The organism is Fulvivirga lutimaris (assembly GCF_009711525.1).
GTDB lineage: Bacteria > Bacteroidota > Bacteroidia > Cytophagales > Cyclobacteriaceae > Fulvivirga > Fulvivirga lutimaris.
This window is the reverse complement of the sequence record NZ_SMLV01000422.1, coordinates 29,530-45,832: the sequence shown is the minus strand read 5'-3', so window position 1 is coordinate 45,832 and position 16,303 is coordinate 29,530. Positions and strand designations below refer to the sequence as shown.

Below are 16,303 nucleotides of genomic sequence, written 5' to 3'. Positions count from 1 at the left end.
TTTAAATCATTAGTTGCTGTTATAGTGTTAACCATTATAACAGGAACAAGCATGGCATATTTTGGTATGCCAGCCTTCTTGCAACCGGTTCATTTATTACTGGGCACGCTAGGCTTCGGACTTCAAATTTTCCTATTTTTGCAACTCAATTCTAAAAGGTTTTTAGCCGCATGATGGTAGATAATTCACATAGCTTCACCATAGTTGATAAGTTCAAGGCATACTTTGAATTGTTGAAGTTCAGATTGTCTTTTCTGGTGTCTTTTTCATGTGGTTTTGGCTATATTCTAGGTGCTAATGGTACTATTGACTGGGTGCATTTTGTTGTTATTTGTACAGGTGGTTTCTTAGTTTCAGGTGCTTCTGTAACGATCAATCAGATTATAGAAAAGGATTTAGATATTCTTATGACGAGGACTCAAAATCGTCCATTACCTACAAATAGAATTTCCCCGAATGAAGCTGCAATTTTTGCATTTATTGTAGGAGCCATAGGTATCACTATCTTGTATAGCTATACCAATATATTAACAACACTGCTTTCTATCTTATCAATGGTGCTTTACAGTTTTGTTTATACTCCATTGAAGAGAGTAGGACCTATTGCAGTTTTTGTAGGCGCTATTCCTGGAGCTTTACCTCCATTATTGGGATGGACAGCCGCTACAGGGCATATATCAATTGAAGCATTAATAATATTTGGAATACAGTTTATCTGGCAGTTCCCTCATTTTTGGGCTATTGCATGGGTGGCTGATGAAGATTATAAAAAGGCAGGATTTAAGTTATTGCCATCAGGCGGAAAAAAAGATCTTAATACTGCAATTCAGATAATGATCTATACCTTGTTTTTGATTCCTGTTGGGTTGTTGCCAGCAAAATTTGGTATCACAGGGTTAGATTCAGCAATAGTAGTTACGGTTTGTGGAGTTCTGTTTCTTAGTCAGACATTTGCACTGATGAGAACAGGAACCAGAAAATCTGCTTTAAGAATAATGTTTGGATCTTTTCTATATCTGCCTATTGTTCAGATTGCTTATTTATTAGATAAAGTGTAAGGAAGGAGAAAGGGATATGACATCAGATTTTAAAATAGTAGAAGAAGCAAAAAGGCCGCTATCAATGCACCCGAAGAAGTTCGGTTTGTGGCTGTTTATGATTACTGTGGTAATGATCTTTGCCTCACTAACCAGTGCATATATAGTAAGGCAGGCGGAAGGGAATTGGGTGGTTTTCGAGCTGCCAATGGAAATGTGGGTTACATCGGCAATTATTGCTATCAGTAGTATAAGCATGCAGATGGCTTATTTTGCCGCAAAGAAAGATGCTCTTGAGAAAGTCAAACTTTTAGTTACCATCACTTCAATATTAGGAGTAGCCTTTTTGGTAGGCCAATTCTTTGTTTGGGGTGCCCTTGTAGACCAAAATATATTCCTGGTAGGAAACCCATCAGGGTCATTTCTCTATATATTGTCAGGGTTACACGGATTACATTTAGTAAGTGGTATCATTTTTCTAATAATTGTATTAATTTCAACTTTTAAATATAGGGTACATTCCAAGAATTTAGCCCAAATACAGATGTGTACAACATACTGGCATTTTCTTGGTGGCCTTTGGATATATTTATTCGTATTTTTATTATTGAACCATTAATTTTAGGTATAACTAATCATCTATGTCAGCTACCGCACATTCAATTGAAAACACAGGCAAGAGCATCTGGGATGGTGGTCAATCGCCACTAAAAGCAAGTTATGGAAAACTCATGATGTGGTTTTTCCTTCTTTCTGATGCTTTTACATTCTCAGCACTACTTGTTACCTATGGCATGATAAGATTTTCTCATCAGGCTTATTCAGGAACAGTGGATGCATTTACTTTTTCTCAAGAATACTGGCCAATACCTGAGAAGGTGTTTGAAGCAGTTCCATTTTTACATGGAATGTCTTTACCTCTAGTATTCGTGGGTATCATGACTTTCATTTTGATTATGAGTAGTGTGACAATGGTGTTAGCTGTTGAGGCAGGACATAGAATGGATAAAAAGGCTGTTGAAAAGTGGATGCTTTGGACAATCATAGGGGGTCTTACTTTCTTGGGATGTCAGGCATGGGAATGGTCACATTTTATTCATGGTACTGGTGGCGGTGGTGCTAACCTTTCCTGGAATGAATATGGCCCATCTGACTTTGCAGCATTATTCTTTTTCATTACCGGGTTTCATGGAACTCACGTACTTAGTGGAGTGGTTTTAAACTTCCTTATTTATTATAATACTGTAACAGGTGTTTACGAAAGAAGAGGCCATTATGAAATGGTAGAGAAAGTAGGCCTATACTGGCACTTTGTTGACCTTGTATGGGTATTTGTATTTACCTTCTTTTATCTTGTTTAATCGATTAACCTAAAAACTTATGCATACTGAAGAAACATCACACGTACAGGTAGTTCCTGCTGATAAAGCAAAAATCAAAAAGATTTGGATGACTGCTGGAATTTTAGGTCTAATCACAGCATTAGAATTCCTTATAGCTTTTACTGTACCCCATGAAATGGAAATGACTCGAGTTAGTATTTTCATTGCTATGACAATTGTTAAAGCGGCTTATATTGTTGGGGAATTTATGCACCTTAAATATGAGGTTAAAGTTTTATTCTGGTCAATTCTTATTCCTATGATATTCGTTGTATGGATGCTGACGGCATTTATGTACGAAGGAGGAGCAATATTTGATGCCAGATATTAATAACATTACTAATATTGAAAATTGTAAGGCTAAGATATTATATCTTAGCCTTACTTATTTTAGGCCGTTTCTATGAGCAAATTTATTAAGGCAGTTTTTTTAATAGTTACACTGCTGGTTCCTGTAGCCATTTTTACCTTTTTAAAATTTTTTGGCAACAACAAGTTTGACATTGAGGTCTTGTATGAAGCAGGGGTTCCTGAAAAGTACAAAATGGAGTGTAGCATTAACTCAGTGCCTTACAGTGTTTCAGAGTTTGTATTGGATACAAAGGCTGGATTAAAAATAGCTGCCTTTGATAATGGTAGTGATGAATTGGAGTTTAAAAATATATCGATTCGATTGTCTGAACTTTTCAAAGATGACCTTAATATCAGGTTACTAGCTAAGGATGATAAGCAAAGTCCATATTTCAAGACATTGACAGTTACAGCTGAAAATTATGAAAAATACATTGGCTGTAATTTTATTTTGGAAGATCTAAATCAATTAGTTTTGCTGGACGAAAAAAACCGTATACGTGGATACTACGGACGCGATCTTGACGAGATAGATAGATTGATCGTTGAAGTGAAAATTTTATTAGAGAATGGAGTTGACGGAGAATAAATACAATAAGCTAATAATTGCGCTATCGGTGGTTATCCCTTTAGCAGTTGCAGCACTTTTTGGGATTAAAATTGAAGGGTATGACTTTTCTTTTCTACCTCCAATTTATGCTTCTATAAATGGAGCAACGGCAATCTGCCTAATAGGTGCTCTAATAGCTATAAAAAATGGAAATCGTGCTGTTCATGAAAAACTGATGATAATGTGTCTTATTCTATCAGCTTGCTTTTTAGTAATGTATGTGGTTTATCACATGACCAGCGAAAGCACATCTTACGGTGGGGAATTAAAAGGCTTATATTACTTCATTCTCATCAGCCATATATTGCTATCAGTTGCGGTAATACCGTTGGTACTTTTTACTTATGTCAGAGCCTTGTCAGAGCAGTTTGATAAGCATAAGAAACTCGCAAAAATCACATTCCCAATCTGGCTTTATGTGGCTGTTACCGGGGTAGTAGTTTATGTAATGATTAGTCCATATTATGGGCAATAATAAGAACCAAGTAAGATCATATTCTGTTAAGAGACTATGCTAAAGAAAAAACTATTTCTAACCTTGCTCTTTTCTGCTGGTACAGTTGCAAGCTCTTTTGCACAGTGTGCTATGTGCCGGGCAACTGTTGAAAATAATTTGAGTAATGGTGATGTAGGAATAGGAGCGGGTCTTAATTTTGGAATCCTTTATCTTTTAGTGGTTCCTTATTTAGCAATAGCTACCATTGGTTTTCTATGGTATAGAAACAGTCGACAAAACGCGGCAAAATATGAGCAAGTTAAAAGCGGTCATTAGCGGAAAATGCCCACAGTGCAGAAAGGGCGACATGTTTGAACATAATGCTCTTAGTTTATCAAACTTTCATAAAATGCATACCCACTGTCCGAATTGTGGACTAAAGTATGAGCGAGAACCTGGGTTCTTTATAGGCGCTATGTATGTAAACTATGCCTTCTCGGTGGCAATTATTGTAGCTACTGGTATTGGATTAACTGTTTTTGATTTATATAGCATTTATAATTTTCTTATTATAGGTGTTGGAGTAACCATACTTCTACTGCCTTTCTTATTTCGTTATTCCAGAATAATCTATTTACATTTATTCGGTGGGGTTAGTTACAAGTCTGATCAAATGAATAAATCCAAGGCTTAAGATATAAAAAAGCGTTTTCTGTTTATATTTAATGTCTATAATTTTAATGGATTGAAGGGAATATCTAAGATATTATTTGCAGCGTCTTTCTTTTGTCTTATTGGTGCTATTTCCTGGCAGCTCTTGTCAGGCAACAAGCAGCAAAATGAGGCTGAATGGACTTCTGAAATTCAGCATTCAATTGAGGCCAAAGTACAGAAAATCCAGCAAGAGATTACTGACATTGTTAAAAGCGAAGGGTTTTCAGAAGACCTCTGGAGGTTGGAGAAATCAAGTTCTCCAATATTCATTTACGAAAATGGCCTTCTGAAATATTGGACAGACAATATGTTTGTTCCTGAGTACAAAAACCTTCTTGGCTCATTTGATATCAAATTTATTCGCACTGTTCGAAATGATTATATAGCTATAAAGGAAACAGTCAATCGAAGAGAAATTATCGGGATTATCCCCATATTCAATGATTATAAAATAGATAATCAATATATCTCCACTGGCTTTAATAAGGATATTTTTTACGATCAAAATCTCACATTACTCAGGGCAGAAGACTCAGAGAGTAAGGTTTGCATTCAAGATATATGTTTATTCGGCATAGAGTTTTTTGATGATTATCAGTCTGATAAACACTTGGCTAATACAATAATCTTTAGCCTTTATTTCATAGCGATCTTACTCTTTATCTTAGGAACATTATCGACCAGTTTGACAGTGGGCCGCTCAGTATTTTTCAAAGGCTTTGCTTACCTTATGATCTCTTTGGTGGTTTTAAGATATGGGATGATATATTTTGAATTACCTAACTCACTTATCGATAGTGATGTGTTTGACTCGAAAGTATTTGCGTCCTCTTCACTCAATGCCTCCTTTGCAGATTTGTTTTTAAACATTACGCTATTCAATGTGCTGTGTTTTTTCTTGTTGAGTAGATTCAGGTTTTCTAAATCTTATAGAATTATAATTCACTGGTCAAAAAGTGAGAAGATCAGCCTTTCCATAGTCTTATTGGGGCTGTTTATTTTCCTTTATCATTCGCTTTACCTGATATTTCAAACCATATATCATAACTCTCAAATATCATTTGATATTAACGAAACCATTCTTTTTGATGCACCTCGAATATTAGCATTTATAATATTTCTGCTGTTTGCTTCATCCATATTTTTGCTAGGCCATTTATTCTTCCGGGTATCTCACCGACTTATTGGCGATAAAATATTATTTGTAATCTGTTTCATAGCTGGTGCAGTTTTATTTACCGGTATAAATCTCTTCTTAGGTCAGGCATTTGTTCCAACCCTGGTGGTTGCGGTTATCCTGTTTGTGGTTCTTCTTATCACCAACCTTACTGCATCATTAAATAAGCTGCGCTACACAACTTTTTTGTATTTCTTCAGCGTGGTTTTTGCAACAGGTTTACTTGGTGCTATGGCCATATTCAATTTTGAAAATGAGCGGGAAGTAGATAGGAAAAAGAAATTTGCGAACCAGTTCTTACTAGAGAATGATCATATGGCCGAGTTTTTATTGGCTGAGGCTAATGATAAGATTAAGAATGATGGATTCATCCAAAGACGGATGGCATCACCATTTTTATCAAAAGATATCATCGAATCGAAAATCCGTCAGATTTACCTGAATAGCTACTTTGATAAATATGATGTCAAAATTTACCTCTACAATGCGAACGGTAGTACATTTGTTGAGGGCACAGAGCAGCCGGTTCAAATAAAGAAGTTGAAATTAGAGAACTATAGGACAGGATATGATGGTGTATATTTCATTAACAAGCTCGATGGAAGTGCAGCCAAACGTTACCTTGATTATATAGAGATTAAGAAGCGAGGCATTAAGGTCGGGCACGTGCTCATGGATATGCGACTCAAGAGGATTATTCCTGACAATGTTTACCCGGAGCTGTTGGTAGACAATAGATTCCTTATTCCTTACCAACATTCAAATTATAGTTATGCTGTATTTGAAGCTGGTGAGATTACTTTTAGCTCGGGCGATTTTAACTATCAGGCTGAGTTTGGCGATGAAGTGTTTAGTGATGAGGCCGTAGATGTTTCATTTGAAGGCTACAGACATGTGATCATCAAAGATTCAGCGGGTAGAAATATTGTGATAAGTTCTGATGATCACCCAATTACTGATGTCATTGGCAACTTCTCATTCCTCTTCCTATTACAAGTGTTCTTTGTGCTGATCTTAACGGCTATCTACACCTTGTATTATGCCTATAAAAAGATTGGTCTTAATTATTCGACACGTATTCAACTCTATCTAAATGTTGCGTTCTTCCTTCCTTTGTTTGCAGTAAGTATAACTACACTAAGTCTTATCAATGCTTCTTTTGAGAAGGAGGTGATCAATGAATATTATAAAAAGGCCGAGAGTGTTGGCAATAATTTGAATGGAATACTTGAAGAGTATATTTCCGGAATTGCTGATGATGATGAGCTAAATGAACGTGTTGGTGAGATATCCAAATACTCAGGAACAGACATTAATATTTTTAATATCCAAGGTCATCTCATCAAAAGTAGTCAGCCTGTTATTTATGAGACCGGCTTAATTTCGAAGTATGCAAATCCACAGGCATTTGCCCATATTGTAAAGTCAAAGGAAAGGTCTTTTACAACAGACGAAAATGTTGGCTCGCTAAATTATAATGCAACCTATTTTGGGGTTAAGTCTTTTGATACCGGAGAGTTGATAGGCATGGTCAGTATTCCTTTCTTTCAGTCAGAGTATGCGTTGGAGCAAAGTCAGATCAGCGTAGTCACCAACATACTTAACATCTTTACTGTGGTGTTTATAGTATTTCTAATCATTTCCTATTTCACTGCCAAATGGCTAACCTTCCCACTTGCCTTTATAACTCAAAAGCTTAAGAAAACTACCCTTACAGAGTTTAATGAACCATTGACATGGAATGCTGATGATGAAATTGGTTTAATGGTTGGCGAGTACAATCGCATGCTTGTTAACCTGGAAGACAGTAAGATAGCGTTGGCTAAAAGTGAAAAACAGAGTGCATGGAGAGAGATAGCACAGCAAGTAGCGCATGAAATTAAGAATCCTTTGACGCCAATGAAACTCACCCTTCAGCATTTAAGCAGGAAGCTGTTAGATTCAGATAATGATCAGGAGAAAGCCAGGCCTATCAATATGCTTTTAAAGCAGATTGAAACTCTGGACGATATTGCATCTTCCTTCAGCTCTTTTGCTAAAATGCCTATTCCTGAAAGTGAGCGTTATGAGTTTTCTGAAGTTCTGAAGAATGTTGTTAATCTTCATTCGAATACAGAAAAGGTAAATATAAGCTTACAATTACCTGATCAAAAGGTATACACCATTGGTGATGAGCAACTTATGGGTAGAATACTGTCGAATTTAATTCTAAATGCTATTCAGGCTAAAACTGATGATGTGGCTATTGATATAGTGTTAACAGCTACGAGTGACAAGCTTTTACTACAAGTGAAGGACAATGGACCTGGAATTCCTGAAGAAATTCAGGGAAAAATATTCATTCCTAATTTTACTACAAAGGAAACAGGATCAGGCATTGGACTGGCCATATCTAAGCATGGTGTAGAACATGCAGGTGGCAAAATTTGGTTTGAAAGCCTGGAGGATCAAGGAACCACATTTTTTATTGAACTACCAACAATCCATGAATGATATTGCGACTGATAGCTATAGCGGGGTTATTGGCACTTACACAACTTGTGCAGGCTCAGTCTTCAATTGAGCGTTGTAAGTGGATAAAACAATTTTATGAGCCTATTGCTCTTGATAGCCTGAGCATAGTTCCTGAAAGCTTATCTCAGTACAATATTAAGTCTCAGAATATTGATGAAGGGACGGTTACTTTTAATAAACCTTTAGGTCAGGATTCTCTGTTGGTCTGCTATCAGGTTTTTCCTATTAGTTTTCATCATAAATATCAGAACCGAAGTCTTAGTGTTTATGATAGCAATGCCTTTTTCAAAGATCCTGTAAAGGAGAATAATGCCTTGCAGCGTGAGGAACTGTTCACTACTGAAGGCTTATATAAGTCTGGAAGCATTAGCAGAGGGATCTCTTTCGGTAACAATCAGGATGTGTTCGTTAACTCTGCACTTAACCTAAATATGGATGGTAAATTGACTGATGATGTTTTTATCAGAGCAGCAATTACGGACCAGAATGTTCCATACCAGCCGGAAGGCAATACCCAACAACTTCAGGACTTTGATAATGTATTCATTCAGGTTTACAATGATAATTTTTCTGTTACAGGAGGCGATGTGGTCTTCAAAAATGGAGAATCAAACTTTTTGAGATATTACAAAAATGTGCAGGGCGGTAAGGTAGATTTGAATTATAATGTTGGAAGCAGTACTGCTAATACCAGTGCCGGTTTTTCAGTGGCTAAGGGAAAATTCGCATCGGTTATTGTAGATGCAGTAGAGGGACTATCAGGACCTTACCGAATTCCTGGTCCGGATGCTCAAAGGTTTCTTTTAATACTTGCCAATTCTGAACGGGTATTTATTGATGGCCAGCAGCTTACCAGAGGTTTTGATAATGATTATGTCATAGATTATAATAGCGGAGAAATCACTTTTACCAATAAAGTGCTTATCACCCAATTCACCAGAATAAGGGTTGATTACGAGTATTCAGATCAGAATTACAGTCGTTCTGTCTCAATGGCGCAGCACGAGCAAACCATTGGTAATTTTAAAATTGGTGTAAATGCCTACAGTGAAAGGGATAATGAAAACAGGCCGCTTCTTTTCGACTTATCTGATGATAATAAATTGTATTTGAGCACCATAGGTGACAGCCTTGAGCTAGCCCAGACTTCAACGATAGATAGTGTTGGCTACTCTCAGGATTTAATACTTTACAAGAAGGTTTTAGTTACTCATAATGATGGAAACCTGCAGGAGGTGTATCAATACTCCACCAATCCTGATAGTGCTGTTTATAAGCTGAGCTTTTCTGATGTAGGATTTGGTAATGGTGATTATCAGCTTTTTCAAGGAAATACCAATGGACGAGTTTATCAGTGGGTTTCTCCAGTTAATGGGATAAGACAAGGCAGGTTTAGTCCTGTTGCAACATTAGCCACGCCAAATAAAAAACAGATGGTGACGGTTCAGGCTTCATATGCTTTGTCAGAGTACGAAGAGCTATATTCTGAAATAGCCTTCTCTGATCAGGATGTTAATCTGTATTCTGATAAAGACAATAGCGATAATAAAGGTTTTGCCATTAAAAGTGGTGTTAGAAGTGAAAGTAGACCAGTTAACTTTTTGACTGATTATAAACTAAAAGCCTATACTGATTTTGAGATTGATGATAAGAATTTTACAGCTGTTGACAGGTTTAGATATATAGAGTTTGATAGGGATTGGAATTTTGAGCCCAATACAGATACAAGAAAAGTTGAAGATAAAATTGTGAATGCCGGAGTAGCAGTGGAAAAAGATGCCAACAATATTTTTCAGTATGATCTTACTCATAGGCTAAGAGATACTCAGGTTAACGGTTTTCAGCACAGGGTTAAGGCAGATTACAGACTGGGTATTTTGCAGTGGCGAACCTCTTATTTCGACATGTCAAATGACATGGAAAGCCAGATAGCAAGCTGGAAGCGGTATAGCGCAGATTTTTCTATCAATCAAAAACATTTTGTGCCGGGCTACAGGTATTCTGCAGATCACAATATGATATCTGAGGAAGAAACTGATAGTGTGAGCTTTTCATCTATGTATTTTGATGAGCACAGCATTTATGTAAGAAATGGTGCTGACGCAGATGTTGACTTTGAACTGAGACATAGCATAAGAGAGGATAAGTCACCACAGAATGGAGAGATTGAAGACTTCTCTTACTCAGAGACCACAACCTTTAATTTCAATAAGGCTTTTGAGTCTCAATCAATAAATGGTGTCTTTATTTATAGAAGCCTGGATAATAAGTTGGTAGATGAAGTTGAAGAAACTGTATCCGGGCGAATAGATTGGACGGCCAATTTGCTTCAAAACCACATCCGGTCTGAACTTACTTATTCAATAGCCAACAGCCAGGAATTGAAAAGGGAGTTCGTTTTTATAAAAGTACCGACAGGGGAGGGCACACATACCTGGCGAGACCTCAATAATGATGGTGTGCAGGAGCTGGGAGAGTTTTTTGAGGCCATTAATGTTGATGAGCGTAACTATGCTAAGATTTTCACACCCTCCAATGAATTTGTAACAGCCTATCAAAACCTTTTTATCTACAGGATAAATGTAGAAGCCCCAAGGAACTGGAAGCAGAGTACTGGTATTAAAAAGTTGGTGAGTAAGTTTTCTAACAATACTTCATGGTCATCAGATAAGAAAATTACAGATGATGATCTGAGCAAAAGACTACTGGCCTTTGCTGAGGATATTGACCAAACTGAAGTCTTGTCTGATAGAACAGCGCTAAGAAGTACTATGTTTTTTAATAGAGCTAATCCGGTCTATGGGCTTGAATTTACTTATTTTGATAACTCACAAAAGCAGTTTTTGAGTAATGGTTTTGAATCAAGAGCAAATACTGAGTACTCCTCCAACCTCAGGTTTAACATTGCCAGACAGTACAGCATCAACTTGTTTTCTAAAAAGGGGAATAAGAGTGTGTCTTCAGACTTTTTAACAGATAGAAACTACCTAATCGAGATTTATCAATTGAGCCCTCAGGTTTCATGGCAGCCATCAAGCTCTTTTAGGCTCACACTTCAATACCGATATACAGAAAAGAACAATATCTTAACCAGTGAGTCTAATGAATTAGCCCTTTCAGATGAGATATTGGGAGAGGTCAGACTTACAAAGGCCATTAAAAGTAATTTCAGTGCTCAATTGAGATATATAAACATTGCATTTGAAGGCGAAGAAAACAGTTCCATAGGTTATGATCTGCTAGATGCGCTAAGACCTGGAACAAACATTACCTGGATGGTAAACTGGCAGCAAAAAATCACCAATGGGTTACAATTGAACCTATCCTATAATGGCCGTAAGTCAGAGGCCAATAACCCTGTTCATGTTGGCAGAGTGCAGGTTAGTGCCTTGTTTTAGACAAAACAGTAGTCAAGTAACTGATGGTGTTGTTTATTTAAAAATCCATTAGCTTAGTTAAAGCTAATAAAATATAACAAGCACTCGGTGCGTGTTATCCCGAAATATCATGGTATAACAAACATTAATGTTTGTTATAGACTTATTAGATTTAATATGTCAAATTAGAAGCATTCTTACTTATGGACGAACTAGAAGAAAATTTAGAATTTGAAGATCAAACAACCGGGAATGATGAAGTAGATGAAATCCCAACTGAAGTTAGACGAATTAGTACACAGGCATATGATAAAAGTGTAGCTGATTTGATCAGAATGATGGAAGATGATGATATTCGACTCAACCCAGAGTACCAGCGTAACTATGTCTGGGACAACAAGAGAGCTTCTCTTCTCATAGAGTCAATTATATTGAATGTTCCAATTCCTATAGTATATGTATCTCAAGAAGAAGATGATACATGGACAGTGATTGATGGTCTCCAACGTCTAAATTCATTAAAGCGCTTTTTTGATCGAGATTTTAAAATAACCGGACTAGAAATTCTATCCGATTTGAATAGATCCGATGTTCGTTCATTGAACCCAAAAGCACTTCGGATACTTAAGAATGGACTAATTAGGGTGATTATGATTTCTCATGACTCACATCCAGAAATTAAGTATGATGTGTTCATGAGATTAAATAAGGGTTCGGTAAAACTAACAGAACAGGAACTTAGAAATTGTTTGTATAGAGGGTCATTAAATGAGTGTATTAAAAGCCTCGCTCACAATGAGGATATGTTAACGCTTCTCAACTTGTCAGAGCCTCATAAAAGAATGATGGATTGCGAACTGATACTTAGGTTTCTAGCGCTACATGGGAATTGGGATATGGATACTTGGAAAGTCGATAGGTACAAGGGACGCATGAAAATCTTTTTAAATGAGTTTATGCAGCGAAACCAAAATGTCGATGAAGTTCAAATTCAGGGTTACTCTGAACTTTTTAATACTACTATCGCAAAAGTGCTCTCTGTAATGGGCGAAAAAGCTTTTAGACGGATAAATGCTGAGGGTGAATTTGAAACTTCACTTAACAGGTCTATAATGGATGTACTCATGGTATCGTTTGCTAGGATTGATGCTGATATTTTGGCGGCTCATTCAGATTCCATTAGAGACCTACTTAAAGAATTGATTGTGGTGGATGATTTGTTTCGAGATAGCGTCACAATTGGAACTTCTGATGTGAAAGTCATTGAGTATAGACTTAAAAGATGGTATGAAGAGCTCACAAATGTCATTGGTGGATAAATGGCAGTCTTTAGCGCAGTAGAAGACTTCAAAGAAGCTGTAGAAGAAATCAATCTACTTCTCAATTACGCTAAGCGTAATACAAGAAATATGAAACGCTATTCAACTTTCAACAAAACCGCTATTATTCTTCTGTGTACAAAGTTCGAAAGTTTCCTGGAAAATTTTTTAGAGGAGTACTGCTATGAACACCTAAAATGCTCTACTAATAAAAATCTCAACACTCATCTTTACGAACATATTCTTATCGCGCTTATTGACGAACTCAACACTCATAAAACAAGACCTGAAAAACGAAATGAACTAATAGAAAAGGTTGTATCATTATGCGGAGTGGCTGAATTATCAGAAATTGAAACTTTTAAGATAAAACCAAAATTTTCATATGGGAAACATGGTCAATCAGAAATTGAAAAACTTCTAAAGCAATTCGGTTTTAGAGATTTTCTAGTCAAGGAAGATACTTTGGGTTTCTTTCGAAACTTCAATTCCCTAAATTTTGTACGAAACAACATAATTCATGAGGATGCTACACCTTCTTTAACCCATCAGGACGTTCAAAAGTATCTTTCTGAAATCAACGACTTCATTGACGACCTGACTACTGATGCGAAGTTGGAGTTGGATAAAATTTGAAAAAAAATCTAACAAAATGTATAGTGAATCCGCTCCAGAGCTATTTTTAACTTTCTGTGCAATTCGATACTTTATTGATACTGGAAAGTGTAAGCGCGCTCACCATAAATAGGCGTTGTATTGCATTGGTTAGCCTTATTAATTGACACTTTTAAGTCGCATTTGGCATTTCGTAAATGGACAATTCAGAATTATTAAAAAGTCAGCTTAAAAAATTTGCAGTAAGAAGTGCCATTTTCATCCCCATTAACATCTTCTTATTTGCAGTAGTCCCTTTGGACGGAAGGTTGATGAGTGAACGATTTTTTGTTGCAACAAAAATGTATCTAGTTTCATGGATTATTTTCAGTTTTATCTTGGGGCTCTTAATCGCCATAATACCTTACAAAAAATTCAGCTATAAGCAGCGATATTTAAGATCCTCGATTGGAACTGTTTATGTAGGTAATTTTATTATGTTAATAATGACTTCCATTGCAACTATTCTAATCATTCTGAATTTTAGTATTCTTTGAATAGCTCAATACAGCATGCTGTAAGAGCACATTTAGACTTCATCCCTCACATCAAAAAACAAAACAGAGCGTAAAGCTTTTTTTCATTAATTTAATTTGTGCTTACAACCTTTTTCATTTGGTGAGCCACTAATACATATAAACTATAATTATGGTGCAAGATGAACAGGCTGTCAGGCGCTATTTGAAACATAAGCGGGAGCAAGACTTTCGCATTATCTATCAAAAGCACAATGACAAGTTATTTCGCCTGGCCATGCATATGCTCAGCTATAATCAACACTGGGCAAAGGATGCTGTTCAGGAAATGTGGATAGTAGCACTTCGGAAAGTGGACAAGTTCGAGTGGAGGTCTTCTTTAAACACGTGGCTCACAAGTATTTTGCTCAATATTTTGAAGCGGTATTATCCTAAAACTGCCGAGAAGCAAATGGTCTCAGAGGAACCCTATGGTGAATTTAACCTTGACATGCAGGACATTATAAAGTCTGTAAACACATTGAGTGATGGTTATAAGCAGGTTTTTGTGTTGCATGATATTGAAGGGTACAAACATCAGGAAATAGCCGAGATGCTGGATATTAAAAAGGGTACTAGCAAGAGCCAATTGTTTCAGGCAAGAAAATTATTAAGAAGTAAGTTATCTGAATTAAAAATAAGGTCATGATTGATGAAAACGAACTATCTGAGGAGGAAAGAGACCTTTTTGAAAAACTTAAAGGTATAAAGCCACCTATAGAAATGGAAGAAGAAACAATATCAAAATTGAAATCAGAAGGACTGATTCAATCTCATAACAAAATGATTTGGGTTTATCGGGTAGCAGCTGCATTAGCATTTTTCGTACTTGGCTATGCTGTATTCCCGTATTTAAATAGCAGTGAAGAGCCTGATTACAACTACATGCTGGTCTTGTATCAGGATACTAATTTTAACCCAGGGCCTCCTGAAGAGATGTTTGATGAATACTCACATTGGATGCAGAGTATCTATCAAAATGGAATGGCCATTGACGGTCAGGAAATGAAGCAACCATCACTATTGTTGGATGGCGCTGACGTTAGTAACAATGCAACAAGAACAGTTGGTGGATACTTTGTCCTTAGTGCCAGTTCGCAAGATGAGGCAGTCAAAATAGCCCAATCGAGCCCACATCTAAAATATGGCGGTACCATTGAAGTAAAGGAATTTATGATAAGATAAACTCAAAATTATGAAAACAACAAACTCACTTGGGAAGATAATGGCTGTAGCCATTTCGTTCCTTTTAATCAACCCTGTTTCTGCTCAGGAAAAGCAGTTTGATATTAATGACTATCAATGGCTGGTTGGTCATTGGGTGGGAGACGGTTTTGGAGGAGTATCAGAAGAAATGTGGGCTCCAGCTGTTGATGGAGTAATGATGGGCATGTATAGAAATGTGCAAAATGGGAAAGTCTCTTTTTACGAATTTATAAACTTATCAAAGGAGGGTATGCGGTTGAAGCACTTCAAATCTGATCTCGTAGCATGGGAGGATAAAGAAGAAATGGTAAAATTTGAACTCCTGGATTATGATGATAATACGTTGGTCTTTGATGCCTTAAAAATCACCAGAATTGATAACGACAATATGAAAATGGAGCTAAAGTTGAAACAGAATGGTACTGTTTCGACTGAGGTCTTTAAGTTTTCAAGAAAGAAATAGCCTATTTTCTCAGCTTCTGCATGACTTTGTTTGCAAAAACAAAGTCATCAAACTCCTTCACTCCAGAGTGCATGATGTCATCTTTGTTGCCTTCCCAAAGTTTATGACCCTGATAAAGGAACATTATCTTTTCGCCAATACCCATAACTGAGTTCATGTCATGAGTTACCACAACAGTTGTGGTATTATATTCTTCAGTGATCTCTAATATAAGATCATCTATCAAAATAGAAGTTTGAGGGTCTAACCCTGAATTAGGTTCATCGCAAAACAGGTATTTGCTATCATTGACAATTGCTCTGGCAATGCCAACACGCTTTTGCATACCACCACTGATCTCTGAAGGCATTTTTTTGTTCTGCCCTTGAAGGCCTACACGTTCCAAGCAGAAGTTTACCCGATCAAGCTTTTCTGCCAAGGGCATCTTGGTGAGTACATCTAATGGAAACATCACATTTTGCTCTACGGTCTTCGAATCAAACAAAGCACCACCCTGAAAAAGCATGCCGATTTCTCTTCGAACTTCTGTTTTATCATTTCGGGAGGCA

General features: G+C 36.7%; 16 protein-coding genes. 15 read left to right on the top strand and 1 reads right to left on the bottom strand.

Annotated elements, in window-relative coordinates; genetic code table 11:
* The first annotated feature begins 170 nt into the window (after nt 1-170).
* The 15 genes from cyoE to E1140_RS17225 all read left to right on the top strand — a co-directional run bounded on the left by cyoE (nt 171) and on the right by E1140_RS17225 (nt 15,755).
* Nucleotides 171-1,058 (top strand): heme o synthase, encoded by an 888-nt coding sequence (gene cyoE, locus E1140_RS17295; protein ID WP_155186868.1) that lies wholly within the window; start codon nt 171-173, stop codon nt 1,056-1,058.
* A gap of 16 nt (nt 1,059-1,074) precedes the next feature.
* Complete coding sequence (locus tag E1140_RS17290) at nt 1,075-1,656, top strand: cytochrome c oxidase subunit 3 (RefSeq protein WP_155186865.1); 582 nt, start codon at nt 1,075-1,077, stop codon at nt 1,654-1,656.
* Nucleotides 1,657-1,678: 22 nt separating this feature from the next.
* Nucleotides 1,679-2,398: a cytochrome c oxidase subunit 3 gene (locus E1140_RS17285; RefSeq protein ID WP_155186862.1), complete on the top strand. Its 720-nt coding sequence runs from the start codon at nt 1,679-1,681 to the stop codon at nt 2,396-2,398.
* A gap of 19 nt (nt 2,399-2,417) precedes the next feature.
* On the top strand, nt 2,418-2,750 hold the full coding sequence (locus E1140_RS17280; protein WP_155186859.1) for a cytochrome C oxidase subunit IV family protein: 333 nt from the start codon (nt 2,418-2,420) through the stop codon (nt 2,748-2,750).
* Nucleotides 2,751-2,822: 72 nt separating this feature from the next.
* Nucleotides 2,823-3,359, top strand: coding sequence for a hypothetical protein (locus tag E1140_RS17275; RefSeq protein ID WP_155186856.1), 537 nt, complete (start codon nt 2,823-2,825; stop codon nt 3,357-3,359).
* Entirely contained in the window at nt 3,340-3,855 is a 516-nt protein-coding gene (locus E1140_RS17270; protein WP_155186853.1) for a DUF420 domain-containing protein, read from the top strand. The genes E1140_RS17275 and E1140_RS17270 overlap by 20 nt, the downstream gene beginning before the upstream one ends.
* Before the next feature lie 36 nt (nt 3,856-3,891).
* Nucleotides 3,892-4,152: a hypothetical protein gene (locus tag E1140_RS17265; RefSeq protein WP_155186850.1), complete on the top strand. Its 261-nt coding sequence runs from the start codon at nt 3,892-3,894 to the stop codon at nt 4,150-4,152.
* Nucleotides 4,127-4,510, top strand: coding sequence for a DUF983 domain-containing protein (locus E1140_RS17260; protein ID WP_155186847.1), 384 nt, complete (start codon nt 4,127-4,129; stop codon nt 4,508-4,510). The genes E1140_RS17265 and E1140_RS17260 overlap by 26 nt, the downstream gene beginning before the upstream one ends.
* A gap of 51 nt (nt 4,511-4,561) precedes the next feature.
* Nucleotides 4,562-8,200, top strand: a complete 3,639-nt coding sequence (locus tag E1140_RS17255; RefSeq protein WP_155186844.1) for an ATP-binding protein — start codon at nt 4,562-4,564, stop codon at nt 8,198-8,200.
* On the top strand, nt 8,197-11,619 hold the full coding sequence (locus E1140_RS17250; RefSeq protein WP_155186842.1) for a hypothetical protein: 3,423 nt from the start codon (nt 8,197-8,199) through the stop codon (nt 11,617-11,619). Before E1140_RS17255 ends, E1140_RS17250 begins: the two co-directional genes overlap by 4 nt.
* 182 nt (nt 11,620-11,801) lie before the next feature.
* A complete protein-coding gene (locus E1140_RS17245; protein WP_155186839.1) occupies nt 11,802-12,917 on the top strand; it encodes a DUF262 domain-containing protein in 1,116 nt (371 codons plus the stop codon).
* Entirely contained in the window at nt 12,918-13,553 is a 636-nt protein-coding gene (locus tag E1140_RS17240; RefSeq protein ID WP_155186836.1) for a HEPN domain-containing protein, read from the top strand.
* Nucleotides 13,554-14,219: 666 nt separating this feature from the next.
* Nucleotides 14,220-14,735 (top strand): RNA polymerase sigma factor, encoded by a 516-nt coding sequence (locus tag E1140_RS17235; RefSeq protein ID WP_155186833.1) that lies wholly within the window; start codon nt 14,220-14,222, stop codon nt 14,733-14,735.
* Nucleotides 14,732-15,271: a YciI family protein gene (locus tag E1140_RS17230; protein WP_155186831.1), complete on the top strand. Its 540-nt coding sequence runs from the start codon at nt 14,732-14,734 to the stop codon at nt 15,269-15,271. Before E1140_RS17235 ends, E1140_RS17230 begins: the two co-directional genes overlap by 4 nt.
* A gap of 10 nt (nt 15,272-15,281) precedes the next feature.
* Nucleotides 15,282-15,755 carry a DUF6265 family protein gene (locus E1140_RS17225; RefSeq protein ID WP_155186828.1) on the top strand — a complete coding sequence of 158 codons (474 nt, stop codon included), beginning with the start codon at nt 15,282-15,284 and terminating at the stop codon, nt 15,753-15,755.
* Nucleotide 15,756: 1 nt separating this feature from the next.
* Here E1140_RS17225 and E1140_RS17220 read toward each other — a convergent pair.
* Nucleotides 15,757-16,303: ABC transporter ATP-binding protein (locus E1140_RS17220; RefSeq protein WP_155186872.1), on the bottom strand; the 547-nt coding region annotated here is incomplete at its 5' end.